We start from the raw sequence: 14,481 nt of genomic DNA on the forward strand, positions 1-14,481 counted from the left end.
GTGTTAGTGATTTGAGAACCAGTTTAGCTGTTCGCGTAAGGCCACCACTCGGCCAACGATAATCAGCGCCGGGCTGGCCATCTGCTGCGCCAGCTCGCCGAGCTGTGTCAGCTGACCGTCGACGACACGCTGGTTAACTGCCGTACCGTTCTCCACAATAGCGACCGGCATATCGGCCTGCATGCCGTGTTCAATGAGCTTCTGCTGGATGGTAGTGGCCTGATTCAGCCCCATATAAAACACCAGCGTTTGTTTCTCTGCCGCCAGATTTTCCCAGTCCAGCTCGCCGCCGGTTTTCAGGTGGCCGGTGACCAGACGTACGCTCTGGGCGTAGTCGCGGTGGGTGAGAGGAATGCCGGAGTAGGCCGAGCAGCCGGACGCCGCGGTGATTCCCGGTACGACTGAGAACGGAATACCCGCCTGGCACAGGGTTTCCAGCTCCTCACCGCCACGACCAAAGATGAACGGATCGCCGCCTTTCAGACGTACCACGCGTTTGCCTTGTTGCGCTTCACGCAGCAGGATCTGGTTGATTTCGTCCTGCGGTACGCAATGGTAGCCCGCGCGTTTGCCGACAAATACGCGATCGGCGTCGCGGCGTACCAGATTCATAATATCGTCGGAAACCAGACGGTCATACACGACCACGTCCGCCTGCTGGATCTGCTGTAGCCCCTTAAGCGTCAGCAATCCGGCGTCCCCCGGCCCGGCACCCACGAGCACCACTTCACCGCGATGGTCCAGCGGGGTATTCAGCAACTGTTCGGTTTCGTCTTCTACTGCCTTCTGATCCTGGTTCGCCAGCGACTGCGCCAGACGATCGTTCACAAAGAGTTTTTCCCAGAAACGGCGGCGTTCACCCATCGTAGCGAACTGCTTTTTCACCCGCGCGCGCAGCTGGCCGGCATAGTGCGCCACCTGGCCCAGATGTTGAGGTAGCATCGCCTCGAGCTTTTCGCGCAGCAGACGCGCCAGCACCGGGGAAGTGCCGCCGGAGGAGACGGCGACCATCAGCGGCGAGCGGTCAATAATCGATGGCATGATAAAGCTTGCGGCTTTCGGGGCATCGACCACGTTACAGAAAATACGGCGTACTTCCGCTTCGTCGCTCACCTGCTGGTTTACCGCGTCGTCGTCAGTGGCGGCGATCGCGAGCCAGCAAGGATCAAGTAGCGCTGGCTGGAAGTCGCCCTCGACGAGCGTCAGCATCCCCGCATCTGCCCAGACGTGGAACTGCGGAACGTAATCCCGCGCGTTTACCGTCAGGCGCGCGCCCGCGTCCAGCAGCAGACGCGCCTTGCGCTCGGCAACATCGCCGCCGCCGACCAGCAAACAGTCGCGATCGCGCAGTTGGCAAAAGATGGGTAAGTGATCCACGGGGCAACCTCACGGAATTAACAATAGAAATGCGGGGAATGAATAATGCGGGTAAGGATAACAGCAGACATCGTATGGAATACACGATTTTTCCTGCTGTTACCCCGTTAAGGTCATAAGTTTTTGCTATTACTTATGCCGAAAACGCTCAGGCCTTTAGCTGTACCAGACCGTCTTTGACGCGCACGTCGTAATGGGCGACGGAATGGCTTTCGTCTTCCATACACAGGCCGTCACGCAGGCGGAAACGCTGTTTTTTCAGCGGGCTGGCGACCCACAGTTCGCCCTGATGCTCGGCAATCAGGCCGCGGGACAGCACGCTCGACTCGAAGAACGGGTCGATGTTGCTGATGGCGAACACCTGATTATCGGCGTAGGGGCGGAACACCGCCACCTGCTGGTCGCCCAGCAGGGCGCAGACGCCGGTGGCTGGCACAATCGCGTCAATCTTGCAGATATTTACCCACTGGCTCATGCGTTTTCCTCCACCAGAGTTACCGGAATGCGTTCGTACGGCGTGGCCGGGCGGTGCTGGGCACGTTCAGGAACCACCTGCACGTTCGGGTCACGCTGCTCGCTGTTGATAAAGTGTTTGAAACGAACCTGAGCGGCCGGGTCGTTGACCGTTTCGGTCCATTCACAGGCAAACGCGTCGCGCAGGCGAGCGATCTCTTCTTCCAGATGTTCGTTCAGGCCCAGCTTGTCGTCGATGATCACGGAACGCAGGTAGTCGATACCGCCTTCCATGTTATCCAGCCACGGCGCGGTACGCGTCAGCTTATCGGCGGTGCGGATGTAGAACATCATAAAGCGGTCGAGGTACTTGATCAGCGTGTCGCGATCGAGGTCCGCCGCCAGCAGATCCGCGTGGCGCGGTTTCATGCCGCCGTTGCCGCAGACGTACAGGTTCCAGCCTTTTTCTGTCGCGATAATGCCGACGTCTTTGCCCTGCGCTTCCGCACACTCGCGGGTACAGCCGGAGACGCCAAACTTCATCTTGTGCGGCGTACGGATGCCCTTGTAGCGGTTTTCCAGCTCAACGCCGAAGCCGACGCTGTCGCCGACGCCGTAACGGCACCAGGTGCTGCCTACGCAGGTTTTCGCCATACGCAGCGCTTTGGCATAGGCGTGACCAGTTTCGAAGCCGGCTTCAATGAGCTGACGCCAGATTTCCGGCAGGTCGTCTTTCTGCGCGCCGAACAGGCCGATACGCTGGGAACCGGTGATTTTGGTGTACAGGTTGAATTCACGCGCGATACGGCCCACAGCTACCAGACCTTCCGGGGTGATTTCACCGCCCGCAGAGCGCGGAATAACGGAATAGGTGCCGTCTTTCTGGATATTGGCCAGGAAGTTGTCGTTGGTGTCCTGCAGCGGCGTATGCTGCGGCTTCAGGATGTATTCATTCCAGCAGGAGGCCAGCAGGGAACCGACGGTTGGTTTACACACTTCACAACCGTAGCCTTTGCCGTATTTCGCCAGCAGTTCGTCGAAGGTTTTGATGCCTTCTACACGAATCAGGTGATACAGCTCCTGACGGGTAAACGCGAAGTGTTCACAGAGGTTGTTGTTCACTTCGATGCCCTGTTTCGCCAGTTCGGCGTTGAGCACCTGGGTGACCAGCGGGATACAGCCGCCGCAGCCGGTACCGGCTTTGGTTTCGGCTTTCAGCGCCGCGACGGTATGGCAGCCTTTGTTGATGGCGGCGACCAGGTCGCCTTTGGTCACGTCAAAGCAGGAGCAGATTTGCGCGCTGTCCGGCAGTTTATCCACGCCGATAGACGGCTTACCGCCGCTGGCATGCGCGGGCAGAATCAGCGCGTCCGGGTTTTCCGGCAGCTCAATCGCGTTCAGCGCCAGCTGCAGCAGGTTGCCAAAGTCGCTGGTGTCGCCCACCAGAACCGCGCCGAGCAGCGTTTTGTTGTCCTGGCTGACGATCAGGCGTTTGTAGACCTCTTTGCTTTCATCGAGATACACGTAGCTGCGTGCGCCCGGCGTACGGCCATGCGCATCGCCAATGCCGCCCACGTCAACGCCCAGCAGCTTCAGCTTGGCGCTCATATCTGCGCCCTGGAAGCTGTTTTCGCTGCCGAGGATGTGGTCAACGGCAACCTGAGCCATTTTGTAGCCCGGTGCAACCAGACCGTAGACGCGGTTTTTCCAGCTGGCGCATTCGCCGATAGCGTAGATATCCGGGTCGGAGGTCTGGCAGCGGTCGTTAATCATGATCCCGCCGCGCTGGGCGACTTCCAGACCGCACTGGGTAGCCAGTTTGTCACGCGGGCGAATACCGGTGGAGAAAACGATAAAGTCGACTTCCAGCTGGCTGCCGTCAGCGAAACGCATGGTTTTACGCGCGTTTTCGCCTTCCTGAACGATCTCTTTGGTGTTTTTGCTGGTGTGAACCTTCACGCCCATGCTTTCGATTTTGCGCTTCAGCTGCTCGCCGCCCATCTGGTCGAGCTGTTCGGCCATCAGCATCGGAGCGAATTCGATCACGTGAGTTTCGACGCCGAGATTTTTCAGCGCGCCAGCCGCTTCGAGGCCAAGCAGGCCGCCGCCCACTACCGCGCCGCGTTTGCTACGGCGCGCGCAGGATTCAATGGCGTTAAGATCTTCAATCGTACGGTAAACGAAGCAATCCTGAGTTTCAGACCCTTTGATAGGCGGGATCCACGGGTAGGAGCCGGTTGCCATAATCAGTTTGTCATAAAAAACGGTACGACCCGCGCTGGAATGGATCACCTTCTCTTTACGGTTGATGGTGATGGCGCGCTCGCCGACCAGCACCTTCACGCCGTGCTTCTCATAGAAGCCTTCGCGCACCAGCGACAGCTCTTCCGCCGTGTGGTGTGAGAAGTAGGAAGAGAGGTGTACGCGGTCGTAGGCGATGCGGGGTTCTTCACAGAAGACGGTAATATCAAACTGGCTGGCGTCGGATTTATCGAGAAGATCCTCGATAAAGCGGTGGCCGACCATGCCATTACCGATAATTGCGAGTCTGACTTTGCTCATTTTTGCCTCGATTTCTATTCTAATACTGCCTACCTTAACGATTCAGCTAGTGGGATTATTGATTCAAATCAATTTAGCCTTTGCCTACCACTTAATGAGTAGGGTGATGATTTTTAAGTGTTTTTGTAAGTTGCGGAAAATACTCAACTTTATTTGCTGTTTGTTTTTTGTGCGGAAAGGGTAAATAAACGGCGATTTGGCAGGCGCGGAAAACGAGGACAAGAAGCGCCCCTTTTCATGGTGAAAAGGGGCGAAGCGGATTAGTGAGAGGCTGACGCCGCGTGCTGGCGATGACGGCTCACAAAGCCGAGGATTAGACACATGACGAACACCACGGCGTACAGACCGTTTGCGGTCGTCAACGCCGCCAGCGGGCCGCTATGGGCAACGATAGGCCCGGTAACCACGAAGGTCAGCATGGTGCCGATGGTGCCGCAGGTCAGCACAAAGTTAACCAGTTTTGGTGAGGCGACTTTGGTCTGCAGGGAGCCCAGCGTAATAATTGAGGTGTAGATAGCGCTGGAGAAGAAGCCCAGAGTCAGGATAAACCATGCCAGGTGCTGCGGTTCGCCGTGGTTGAACAGGTACATCATCACGGTGGCAATACCGGCCAGCACGGTCAGGATGCGCTGCAGATCGAAGAAACGCAGGATAAAGCTGAAGGCCCACATACCAAACATGTAAGACATCCAGAAGTCGCTGACCAGTTTGCCGGCATCGTTCAGGCTCATGCCCAAACCTTTGGCGTATTCAGGTACCCAGGAGATAAAGCCCAGCTGGCCGAGGATGTAGCACAGCGCGGCGATGGACAGGAACAGCACGCCAATGCCCCACTTCTCTTTCACGATCGGCTGGTCGTTGTTCTGCGCTTTTTTACCCAGAACCGGGAAGTCGCAGCCGAGGGTCAGCACGAAGATAGCCACGTAGATCAGGCCAATGCAAGCATATACCCAGTACCACTCAATGGTACGGGCCAGCAGCCAGGCGGCGAGCATTGGGAAGATCATCCCCGCCATGCTGAAGAAGGAGTCGGTAAACAGCAGACGCGCGCCGCGCTGACGCCCTTCATACATGTGGGTGATGAGGAAGGTACCAATCGACATGGTGATCCCGCTGACCAGCCCCAGTACGAACATGGCGGCGGAGAACAGCGCCAGGCTATGGCTGGTCATCAGACCAATGACCGCCAGCACCATCAGGATAAAGCCAAAACGCAGCTGCGTTTTCAGCGGAACGATTTCCATCAACCAGGCGTTGAGGAAAATCGAGATCAGGATCCCAGCGTTCAGGAAGGTAAAGGTGTTACTCATGCTGGAAACGGGCAGATTGAAGTAATCGGCGATGTTTCCCATCACCATCCCGGTGACGATCACCAACGCACCGGTAAGGGCGTAGGAGAAGAAGCTGATCCATGTGAGCTTGATACGATTGCTGTTAGTCATGACTGGCCTGTGAATAGTTGTGTAAAGCGCGTTGACACTGCGCTGAGCGGGCAGATTTTAGTCACTGAGGTGATGTATTCATAGTTTTATTACGCAAACGTTGGCGTATTACACTTTTCATTGTGATCTGGATCACAAAATCAAGCTCGTGAATTCTTACCCTGCTCATTATGAGCGTTACATCCGCGTAAACTTTGGTAAAGCACTGGCCTGAGGGGCTATCCCTCTTTAGAATCAAGCCACTCGCTTTCTCTACTGCACCTGTTAAAGGAATTCTCATGCTCAAATCAACTCTGGCGGCCGTGGCGGCTGTTTTTGCTCTCTCGGCGATGGCTCCTGCGGCTTTTGCAGCCACTACGAATCCGCACGTGCTGCTGACCACCTCTGCAGGCAATATCGAGCTGCAGCTGGATAGCCAGAAAGCGCCGGTTTCCGTTGAAAACTTCCTGAACTACGTTAATAGCGGTTTCTACAACAACACCACCTTCCACCGCGTGATCCCGGGCTTTATGGTGCAGGGCGGCGGCTTTAACGAGCAGATGCAGCAGAAGCAGCCTAACGCGCCGATCAAAAACGAAGCCGACAACGGCCTGCGTAACACCCGTGGCACCATCGCGATGGCGCGTACTGCGGATAAAGATAGCGCAACCAGCCAGTTCTTCATTAACGTGGCCGACAACGCCTTCCTTGACCACGGCCAGCGTGATTTTGGCTACGCGGTATTCGGTAAAGTGGTGAAGGGCATGGACGTGGCAGATAAAATCTCCCAGGTGCCGAGCCACAACGTTGGGCCGTACCAGAATGTGCCGACCAAACCGATTGTGATCCTGTCGGCGAAGGTGCTGCCGTAAGTCAGGCCGGGCGGCGTCAGGCATGAGGCTGCCGCCCGTATCGCTAAAGCACTCCACACTCGGTAGAATGGCGGCAGATAAATGACCGGAGCCGCCATGATCCTGCTGATTGATAATTACGATTCCTTTACCTGGAACCTCTACCAGTATTTTTGCGAACTGGGGGCCAGCGTGGTGGTCAGACGTAACGATGACATCACCCTTGATGACATCGAGCAGCTGGCGCCTGAAAAAATCGTGATCTCACCCGGCCCCTGCACGCCGGACGATGCCGGTATCTCTCTTGATGTCATCCGCCACTACGCGGGCATCCTTCCTATCCTCGGTGTTTGCTTAGGCCATCAGGCCATCGCGCAGGCGTTTGGCGCGCGTATCGTTCGCGCACAGCAGGTCATGCACGGCAAAACGTCGCCAATTACCCATCAGCAGCAGGGCGTTTTTCGTGGTTTGAATAACCCGTTGACCGTGACCCGCTATCACTCTTTGCTGATTGATCCCGATACGCTGGCCGACTGCTTTGAGGTCACCGCCCGCAGTGAAAGCGGGGAAATCATGGGCATTCGTCATCGCGAGTGGGATCTGGAAGGCGTTCAGTTCCATCCGGAAAGCATTCTTAGCGAACAAGGGCACCAGCTACTGGCCAACTTTCTCCAGCGATAGTAGTTGCTATGATGTGATTTTTTATGCATATTTTGTGGATAGATTTTCACACTCATTGCTGCATCGTTTGAAGAAGGGCATGACATGGTAAACAAACAACCTGCGATCACCCGCGCGACCTTCGATCAGGTCATTTTGCCAATCTATGCACCGGCGGAGTTTATTCCGGTGAAGGGAAAAGGCAGTCGCGTCTGGGATCAGCAAGGCAAAGAGTACGTTGATTTTGCTGGCGGTATCGCGGTGACGGCGCTGGGCCACTGTCATCCGGCGCTGGTTGAGGCGCTGAAAACCCAGGGCGAAACCCTGTGGCACACCAGCAACGTGTTTACCAACGAACCGGCGCTGCGTCTGGGCCAGAAGCTGGTTGACGCCACATTCGCCGAGCGCGTGGTGTTCATGAACTCCGGCACTGAAGCCAATGAGACCGCCTTTAAACTGGCGCGTTACTACGCTTCAACCCGCCATAGTCCGTATAAAACGAAAATTATCGCCTTCCATAATGCCTTCCACGGGCGTTCGCTGTTTACCGTCTCCGTCGGCGGTCAGCCAAAGTACTCCGACGGTTTCGGCCCTAAACCTGCCGATATCGTTCACGTGCCGTTTAACGATCTGCACGCGGTGGAAGCGGTGATGGATGATCACACCTGCGCGGTGGTGGTGGAGCCGATTCAGGGCGAAGGCGGCGTGCAGGCGGCGACACCTGAATTCCTCAAAGGGTTGCGCGACCTGTGTGACAAGCATCAGGCGCTGCTGGTCTTTGATGAAGTGCAGAGCGGCATGGGGCGTACCGGTTCGCTGTTTGCTTACATGCACTACGGCGTGACGCCGGACATTCTGACCAGCGCTAAAGCGCTGGGCGGCGGCTTCCCGGTGAGCGCCATGTTGACGACCAACGACATTGCCAGCGCTTTCCACGTCGGTTCGCACGGCTCTACCTACGGTGGTAACCCGCTGGCCTGCGCGGTCGCCGGTGCCGCCTTCGATATTATCAACACGCCGGAAGTGCTGAACGGCGTCAATGCTAAGCGCGAGCGCTTTGTTCAGCATCTGCAACAGATTAACGCGAAATACGATGTCTTCAGCGATGTGCGCGGGATGGGGCTGCTGATTGGCGCCGAGTTGAACGCGAAGTACAAAGGCCGCGCGCGGGACTTCTTGTATGCGGCAGCAGATGTTGGTGTGATGGTATTGAATGCCGGCCCGGACGTGATGCGCTTTGCCCCCTCGCTGGTGGTGGAAGAGGTGGATATCGACGAAGGTATGCAGCGCTTTGCCCAGGCCGTCGCGAAAATTGTTAGCTAGTTTGCCGCTTTAACCAGCCGCCGTGCCGTGGGCGCTGGCGCCAGGCCACCGACGAAATGGTGTGCATGGTGTTCAGGTGCCCCAGAATTCGCTGGAGATGCTGTTCCATGGTGCTTAACGGCCCGTGGGACAGTGAATCCGGCGCTTCCATAATGTTGACCTCGCCACTGCTCCCCGCTTCATCGTATTCCAGACGCTGCTGACAGCGTTGTAGAGCAATCTCACACGACTCCAGGTACTGCTGCGCCAAATCAGGCGTCAACATATTGTGCTCGCGCGCCAGCGTCGTCATGGCATTGATGTGCTCGACGATAAACTGGCTGTGGGTCACCCACAGTTTCATATCTTCAAGATAACGTGAATTAAAGCCCGGCTCCTGCATCGCCTGGTTCAGCGTGTTGTACAGCGTGTTGTGTGCCTGGTTGACGCGCATGCGCTGGTAGGCCAGCTTCGGTGCCTGTGGGTCGGGGCTGAGGATCAGGCGGATAGCGTCCTGATCGGCCTCCAGCGCCGCCTGGGCGTTCTGGCGCAGCTGGCCGCTCTGCCACTGCGGCCATAGCCAAATCATGCCGCCAAAGGCGATCAGGCAGCCAATGATGGTGTCGATAAAGCGGGCGACAATAAACTCTTCGCCATTAAGCGTCAGGATTTGCAGGGTGTACACCGCGGTGATGGTAAAGCCGACGGTCGCCCAACCGTAGCTGCGACGAATAATCAGGTAGCTCACTAACGTCACTATCAGCATGCCCGTTAGCGCCCAGCCCTGCGGCGTATGGAAGTGCAGGGCCACGGCGGCAATCACCAGACCGGCAAGGGTGCCCGCCGCTCGGTGGAAAATTCGCACCCGGGTCGCGCCGTAACCGTTTTGCGTGACCAGCAGCACCGTCATCAGGATCCAGTACGGTTTCGGCAGGTGCAGCGCCGCGCCCATCAGGCTGGCGATGCTCAGCATCACGCTGAGACGCGCGGCGTTACGCAGGGCGGGAGAGCGCAAAGAGAGGTAGCTTTTTAACGCCGGGAACAGCGGCAGACGGCGTTCTTTGTCGGCCATCAGGTTACGCGGGTACAGCGGGCGCTGGGAGCGTAGCACGCGGGCAATGCGGCTGAAGTGCCAGGCACAGAACTGACCTACCGGGTTGTCCGGGTGCTGGTCGGCAATTTTCTCCAGCGCGCCAATCTGTTTATCCATGTTGAAGCGGGTAGGGTAGCGGTGATAGAGAATATCGTCCGCCAGCACGCGCAGGCGTGCGGCTACCGTCTGGGCATTCCAGCGGATTACCGCTTCCGCATGGCTGCGTTCAACCAGCTTCTGCACCTCTTCCGGCTGGTGCAGGCTGACGGAGATATGCTCCTGCAAATCCAGCCCAACCTGGAAAGCGCGCAGCAGCCGCTTGTAGTCATTGTGCTGGTTCGCCGCCAGCATGTGCAGTTGCTGGTAGCACTGGGAAATCAGGTCCACCACCTTTTGCTGGCGAGTCAGCAGCGGCGGCAGCGCGGTGGTGGGATCGGTATGCTGGGTGAGCAAGCTGTATTTGGCTTCGCAGTAGTCGGCAAGCTGACGGTAAAGCAGGCTGAGCGACTCGCGTAGCGGCTGCTCGCGCCACATCCAGAACCACCACCAGTTGAATAGCCCGTACCATAATGTCCCCAGCGCGTAGATCAATAATGGCTGCCAGATGGGCATATTCCCTGCCAGGCTGAGGGTAAAAATGGAGGCAATTAGCGAGGCGGGCAGCAGTCGTCCGTGTAGCGCGCTGATCTCTGCCGTGACGCCAAGCAGCAGCGCTAGCCCGGTCAGAATCAGTGGCAAAGGCACATCGCGCGCCAGCAGCAGCTGAACGGCGAGGCTACATCCGGCGAACAGGCAGCCGCCGATGATCAGACGCTTGAAGAAACGCTTATGCGGGGTATCAAGCCCGGCAATATTGCAGCAGGCAGGCACCAGCGAGAACAGCAGGCCCTGCTGGAGGTGGCCGAGCAGTAGACCAATGGCAACGGGCAGACACAGCACCAGCGTTTGCCGCAGTGCATAGTTGACTTCCGGGTGGTAAATCAGCCTGCGCCACATAGGGGGAAAACAAAAACGGCGTACTGCATGACGCAATACGCCGTTTGGGCTAGATTAGCGGGTACCGTAAACGACAATGGTTTTGCCGTGTGCGGAGATCAGGTTCTGATCTTCCAGCATCTTCAGGATACGGCCCACGGTTTCACGAGAGCAGCCGACGATCTGGCCGATTTCCTGACGGGTGATTTTGATCTGCATCCCGTCCGGGTGGGTCATTGCGTCAGGTTGTTTTGCCAGGTTCAGCAGGGTCTGAGCGATACGACCGGTGACGTCGAGGAACGCCAGGTTGCCGACTTTCTCAGAGGTAACCTGCAGACGACGCGCCATTTGCGAAGAGAGACGCATCAGGATGTCCGGGTTAACCTGGATCAGCTGACGGAATTTTTTATAAGAGATTTCAGCAACTTCACAAGCGGTTTTTGCCCGTACCCACGCGCTGCGTTCCTGGCCTTCTTCAAACAGGCCTAACTCACCGATGAAATCGCCCTGGTTGAGGTAAGAGAGGATCATCTCTTTCCCTTCTTCGTCCTTGATGAGTACTGCCACTGAGCCTTTTACGATGTAATACAGCGTCTCTGCTTTTTCACCCTGGTGAATCAGCGTGCTCTTCGATGGGTACTTATGAATATGGCAATGAGACAAGAACCATTCGAGAGTCGGGTCTGTTTGCGGTTTGCCAAGCACCATGCGCGGTTATCCTCTGTTATAAGCTCTTCCCGGCGGCAAAAGCATTGCGGCCACCGGTTGCAATAGTATCCTTCCCGTTACCTGGGAAGTCGGCTGTCGAATACTGTCGCAGCCTGTAATGTGATGTCCTCTGCATACATGCAGTACGTTTATGTATTACCGTAGCATCCTGACTGTTTTAGCATAGCTTTAGCCGTGTGTCTCCTGGTGTCTCGCTTCAGCATGACGTCGATCGCCTTCCATTGCGAGAATTGTTATGTGCGCGTAATCTGAGAAGAAAATTGCAACCTTGGAGTTAAAAATTATGCAAGCGCGTGTGAAATGGGTTGAAGGGCTGACCTTCCTCGGTGAGTCCGCTTCTGGACACCAGATCCTGATGGACGGCAACTCTGGCGATAAAGCGCCAAGCCCAATGGAAGTGGTGCTGATGGCCGCGGGCGGCTGTAGCGCCATCGACGTGGTGTCTATCCTGCAGAAGGGCCGCAACGACGTGACCGACTGCGAAGTGAAGCTGACCTCCGAGCGTCGTGAAGAAGCGCCGCGCCTGTTCACCCACATCAATCTGCATTTTATCGTCACCGGTAAAGGGCTGAAGGATGCGGCGGTTTCCCGCGCGGTGGATCTGTCTGCCGAGAAGTACTGTTCTGTTGCGCTGATGCTTGAAAAAGCGGTGAATATCACCCACTCCTACGAAGTGATCGAAGGGTAATTCCTCGCACGCAGCGAATCCCTCGCCCCTGTGGGGTGAGGGTTCGTGCATTACATTAGTTTCGCCCTTCCATCATACGCTGCACCAGCGGTGTCATGATCAATTCCATCGCCAGCCCCATCTTCCCGCCGGGAACCACCAGAGTATTCATATGCGAGATGAATGAGCCTTGCAGCATGGCTAGTAGCCACGGATAGTCGATGTTGTCGAGATTGCGGAAGTGAATCACCACAAAGCTTTCGTCCAGCGACGGAATGCCCTTGGCGGCAAACGGGTTAGAGGTATCGACCGTCGGCACGCGCTGGAAGTTGATATGGGTGCGGGAGAACTGCGGCGTGATGTAGTTGATATAGTCTTCCATCGAACGCACCACGGAATCCATCACCGCTTCGCGGGAATGTCCGCGTTCGCTGGTGTCGCGGATCATCTTCTGGATCCACTCAAGGTTAACGATTGGCACCACGCCTACCAGTAGATCGACGTGGCGGGCGACATCATGCTGTGGCGTCACTACGCCGCCGTGCAGCCCTTCGTAGAACAGCACGTCGGTCGGTTCTGGCAGCGGCTGCCAGGGGGTAAACGTGCCGGGTACCTGATTCCACGGTACCGCTTCGTCGTAGGTATGCAGATATTTACGCGACTGCCCTTTACCGCTCACGCCATAGTCGCGAAAGGTTTGTTCCAGCAGGCCGAAGTCGTTGGCATCCGGACCAAAGTAGCTAATATGGCGGCCCAAATCACGGGCTTTACGAATGGCCATATCCATTTCCGGACGGGTATAGCGGTGGAAGCTGTCGCCTTCCACTTCTGCCGCGCGCAGGTTGAGTTGAGCAAAGATTTTACGGAAGGCGAGGCTGGTGGTGGTGGTCCCCGCGCCGCTGGAGCCGGTAACGGCAATAACCGGATGTTTGGCAGACATGCGAATAACTCCCTGAAAAGACGACAAGGGAAGCGTGGTAAACGCCTCCTGCCGTTAGAGTATAGTTAACCGCGAAATTGGTTACGGGGCATGATGTTGACGGTCTCATGAAGCTCAGACCAGACCAGCACCGCTTCGCCTGTTTGTAGCTGGTGTTTTACGTCGGCGACCTTTTGCGCAAGTGAACGTTCATATTCACCATAATCAGTGCCTTCGCGCAAGACAAAGCTTTCAATCAGGTTGTCCAGCGTCTCCGGGTCGATATCCTGCCAGGGAATAATCATGCTTTTGCTCCCAACCAGCGCATCAACCAGGCGGGAATGCGTTTTTCCAGCCACATTTCCGGGTGGCGCAAAGTGCCGCCGATAAAACCTACGTGACCACCGTATTCCGTCAACTGGTACTCCACGTTCTCCGGCAGCTCTTCCTGTGCGGGGATGGAGTGGTGATCCATAAACGGATCGTCCTTTGAGTGGATGATCAGCGTCGGCTTGGTGATTTTGCTTAAGATCGGCATCGCGCTGCACTGGCGGTAATAGTCGATGGCATCGGCAAAGCCGTGGATCTTCGAGGTAATCGAATCATCGAACTCGCGGATGCGGCGCATGCTTTTCAACTGACGCAAATCGACCGGCAAAGAGCCGGGATAGGCCTTCAGCTTGCGGGCGGCGTTGCCTTTTAGCAGGTTGAGCAGATAGCGCTGATAAACGCGTGAAAAGCCTTTATCCATGTGGTAGCTACAGGCTTCCAGCATAAACGGCGCCGAGACAATCACGGCGGCATCGATGGGCACTTCGTCGCCTTCTTTGGCGAGCAGGCAGGCCAGCATGTTGCCGCCGAGCGAGTAGCCCACTGCCGCAGTCGGGGCGTGACCATATTCGCGCGCCAGCCAGTGCAGGAACCAGGTGCCGTCTTCCGTTTCGCCGGAGTGGTAGATGCGGTTCAGACGGTTAGGCTCGCCGCTACAGCCACGGAAATGCATCACCACGCCCAGCCAGCCCTGCGCTTTCGCTGCATTGATAAGGCCGTGCGCGTACGGGCTATACAGGCTGCCTTCCAGACCGTGAAACACCACCAGACGCGGCTTATGGCGCGCGGCCTGCGGATCTTCGCTCCACGCCAGATCGACAAAGTCGCCGTCCGGCAGTTCAAGGCGCTGCCAGTGCGGCGTGAACTGCACCTTACGGCGGATAAGACGCGGCAGCATGGTCTGCAAATGACGATTGCTGACGCCGCGCATCGGCACGAAGTCGGCGCTGCTTTGGGTGTCGATGTTGAGATCGTGGTGGGTGGTTTCAGTCATGTCTACGTGATGTTTACTCGTTAATCTGCCGCCTACTATACCGTCACTTTGCCATTGTGTTTATGAAAATGAGGCACAGGTAGTCGTTTTTATCCCTTTGGGTTCTGATCCTTATCACAAATTGTTACTTCAATTATTACTCTCAAGC

Annotated in this window: 13 protein-coding genes; 4 read left to right on the plus strand and 9 right to left on the minus strand. The window is 56.7% G+C overall.

Annotation, left to right across the window (positions count from 1 at the left end; translation table 11 throughout):
- Positions 1-3: 3 nt before the first annotated feature.
- The 4 genes from cysG to tsgA form a co-directional block, all read right to left on the minus strand.
- A complete protein-coding gene (cysG, locus tag GY169_RS02225; RefSeq protein WP_163446682.1) occupies positions 4-1,377 on the minus strand; it encodes a siroheme synthase CysG in 1,374 nt (457 codons plus the stop codon).
- Positions 1,378-1,525: 148 nt separating this feature from the next.
- On the minus strand, positions 1,526-1,852 hold the full coding sequence (gene nirD / locus GY169_RS02230; protein WP_163446680.1) for a nitrite reductase small subunit NirD: 327 nt from the start codon (positions 1,850-1,852) through the stop codon (positions 1,526-1,528).
- Positions 1,849-4,392 carry a nitrite reductase large subunit NirB gene (gene nirB, locus GY169_RS02235; RefSeq protein ID WP_167574914.1) on the minus strand — a complete coding sequence of 848 codons (2,544 nt, stop codon included), beginning with the start codon at positions 4,390-4,392 and terminating at the stop codon, positions 1,849-1,851. The genes nirD and nirB overlap by 4 nt, the downstream gene beginning before the upstream one ends.
- 260 nt (positions 4,393-4,652) lie before the next feature.
- Positions 4,653-5,834 (minus strand): MFS transporter TsgA, encoded by a 1,182-nt coding sequence (tsgA, locus tag GY169_RS02240; RefSeq protein WP_163446676.1) that lies wholly within the window; start codon positions 5,832-5,834, stop codon positions 4,653-4,655.
- A gap of 278 nt (positions 5,835-6,112) precedes the next feature.
- On the opposite strand from tsgA, the gene ppiA reads away from it, so the two are divergent.
- From ppiA to GY169_RS02255, 3 genes are all read left to right on the plus strand, one after another.
- Positions 6,113-6,685, plus strand: a complete 573-nt coding sequence (gene ppiA, locus GY169_RS02245) for a peptidylprolyl isomerase A (RefSeq protein WP_163446674.1) — start codon at positions 6,113-6,115, stop codon at positions 6,683-6,685.
- Positions 6,686-6,781: 96 nt separating this feature from the next.
- The gene (gene pabA, locus GY169_RS02250; RefSeq protein WP_167577235.1) at positions 6,782-7,345 is read left to right on the plus strand and encodes an aminodeoxychorismate synthase component 2; all 564 of its coding nucleotides are present in this window, start codon (positions 6,782-6,784) and stop codon (positions 7,343-7,345) included.
- Positions 7,346-7,429: 84 nt separating this feature from the next.
- Positions 7,430-8,647: an aspartate aminotransferase family protein gene (locus GY169_RS02255; protein WP_167574915.1), complete on the plus strand. Its 1,218-nt coding sequence runs from the start codon at positions 7,430-7,432 to the stop codon at positions 8,645-8,647.
- On the opposite strand, the gene GY169_RS02260 is transcribed toward GY169_RS02255, so the two are convergent.
- Together GY169_RS02260 and crp are read right to left on the minus strand one after the other, a co-directional pair.
- Entirely contained in the window at positions 8,640-10,715 is a 2,076-nt protein-coding gene (locus GY169_RS02260; protein WP_163446670.1) for a YccS/YhfK family putative transporter, read from the minus strand. The two genes, GY169_RS02255 and GY169_RS02260, sit on opposite strands and share 8 nt — an antisense overlap.
- A 54-nt stretch (positions 10,716-10,769) precedes the next feature.
- Entirely contained in the window at positions 10,770-11,402 is a 633-nt protein-coding gene (gene crp / locus GY169_RS02265) for a cAMP-activated global transcriptional regulator CRP (protein ID WP_000242758.1), read from the minus strand.
- Between the two features lie 304 nt (positions 11,403-11,706).
- Between crp and GY169_RS02270 the strand changes: the two genes are divergently transcribed.
- A complete protein-coding gene (locus GY169_RS02270) occupies positions 11,707-12,111 on the plus strand; it encodes an OsmC family protein (RefSeq protein ID WP_064541617.1) in 405 nt (134 codons plus the stop codon).
- 55 nt (positions 12,112-12,166) lie between these two features.
- Here GY169_RS02270 and GY169_RS02275 read toward each other — a convergent pair whose 3' ends face one another.
- From GY169_RS02275 to GY169_RS02285, 3 genes are all read right to left on the minus strand, one after another.
- The gene (locus tag GY169_RS02275) at positions 12,167-13,030 is read right to left on the minus strand and encodes a phosphoribulokinase (protein WP_163446668.1); all 864 of its coding nucleotides are present in this window, start codon (positions 13,028-13,030) and stop codon (positions 12,167-12,169) included.
- A gap of 65 nt (positions 13,031-13,095) precedes the next feature.
- A complete protein-coding gene (locus GY169_RS02280; RefSeq protein ID WP_035894385.1) occupies positions 13,096-13,314 on the minus strand; it encodes a YheU family protein in 219 nt (72 codons plus the stop codon).
- Positions 13,311-14,333 (minus strand): hydrolase, encoded by a 1,023-nt coding sequence (locus GY169_RS02285; protein WP_163446666.1) that lies wholly within the window; start codon positions 14,331-14,333, stop codon positions 13,311-13,313. Before GY169_RS02285 ends, GY169_RS02280 begins: the two co-directional genes overlap by 4 nt.
- Between the last annotated feature and the right edge of the window lie 148 nt (positions 14,334-14,481).

The sequence above is a fragment of the Kluyvera genomosp. 3 genome (assembly GCF_011765685.1).
Taxonomy (GTDB): Bacteria; Pseudomonadota; Gammaproteobacteria; order Enterobacterales; family Enterobacteriaceae; genus Kluyvera; species Kluyvera georgiana_A.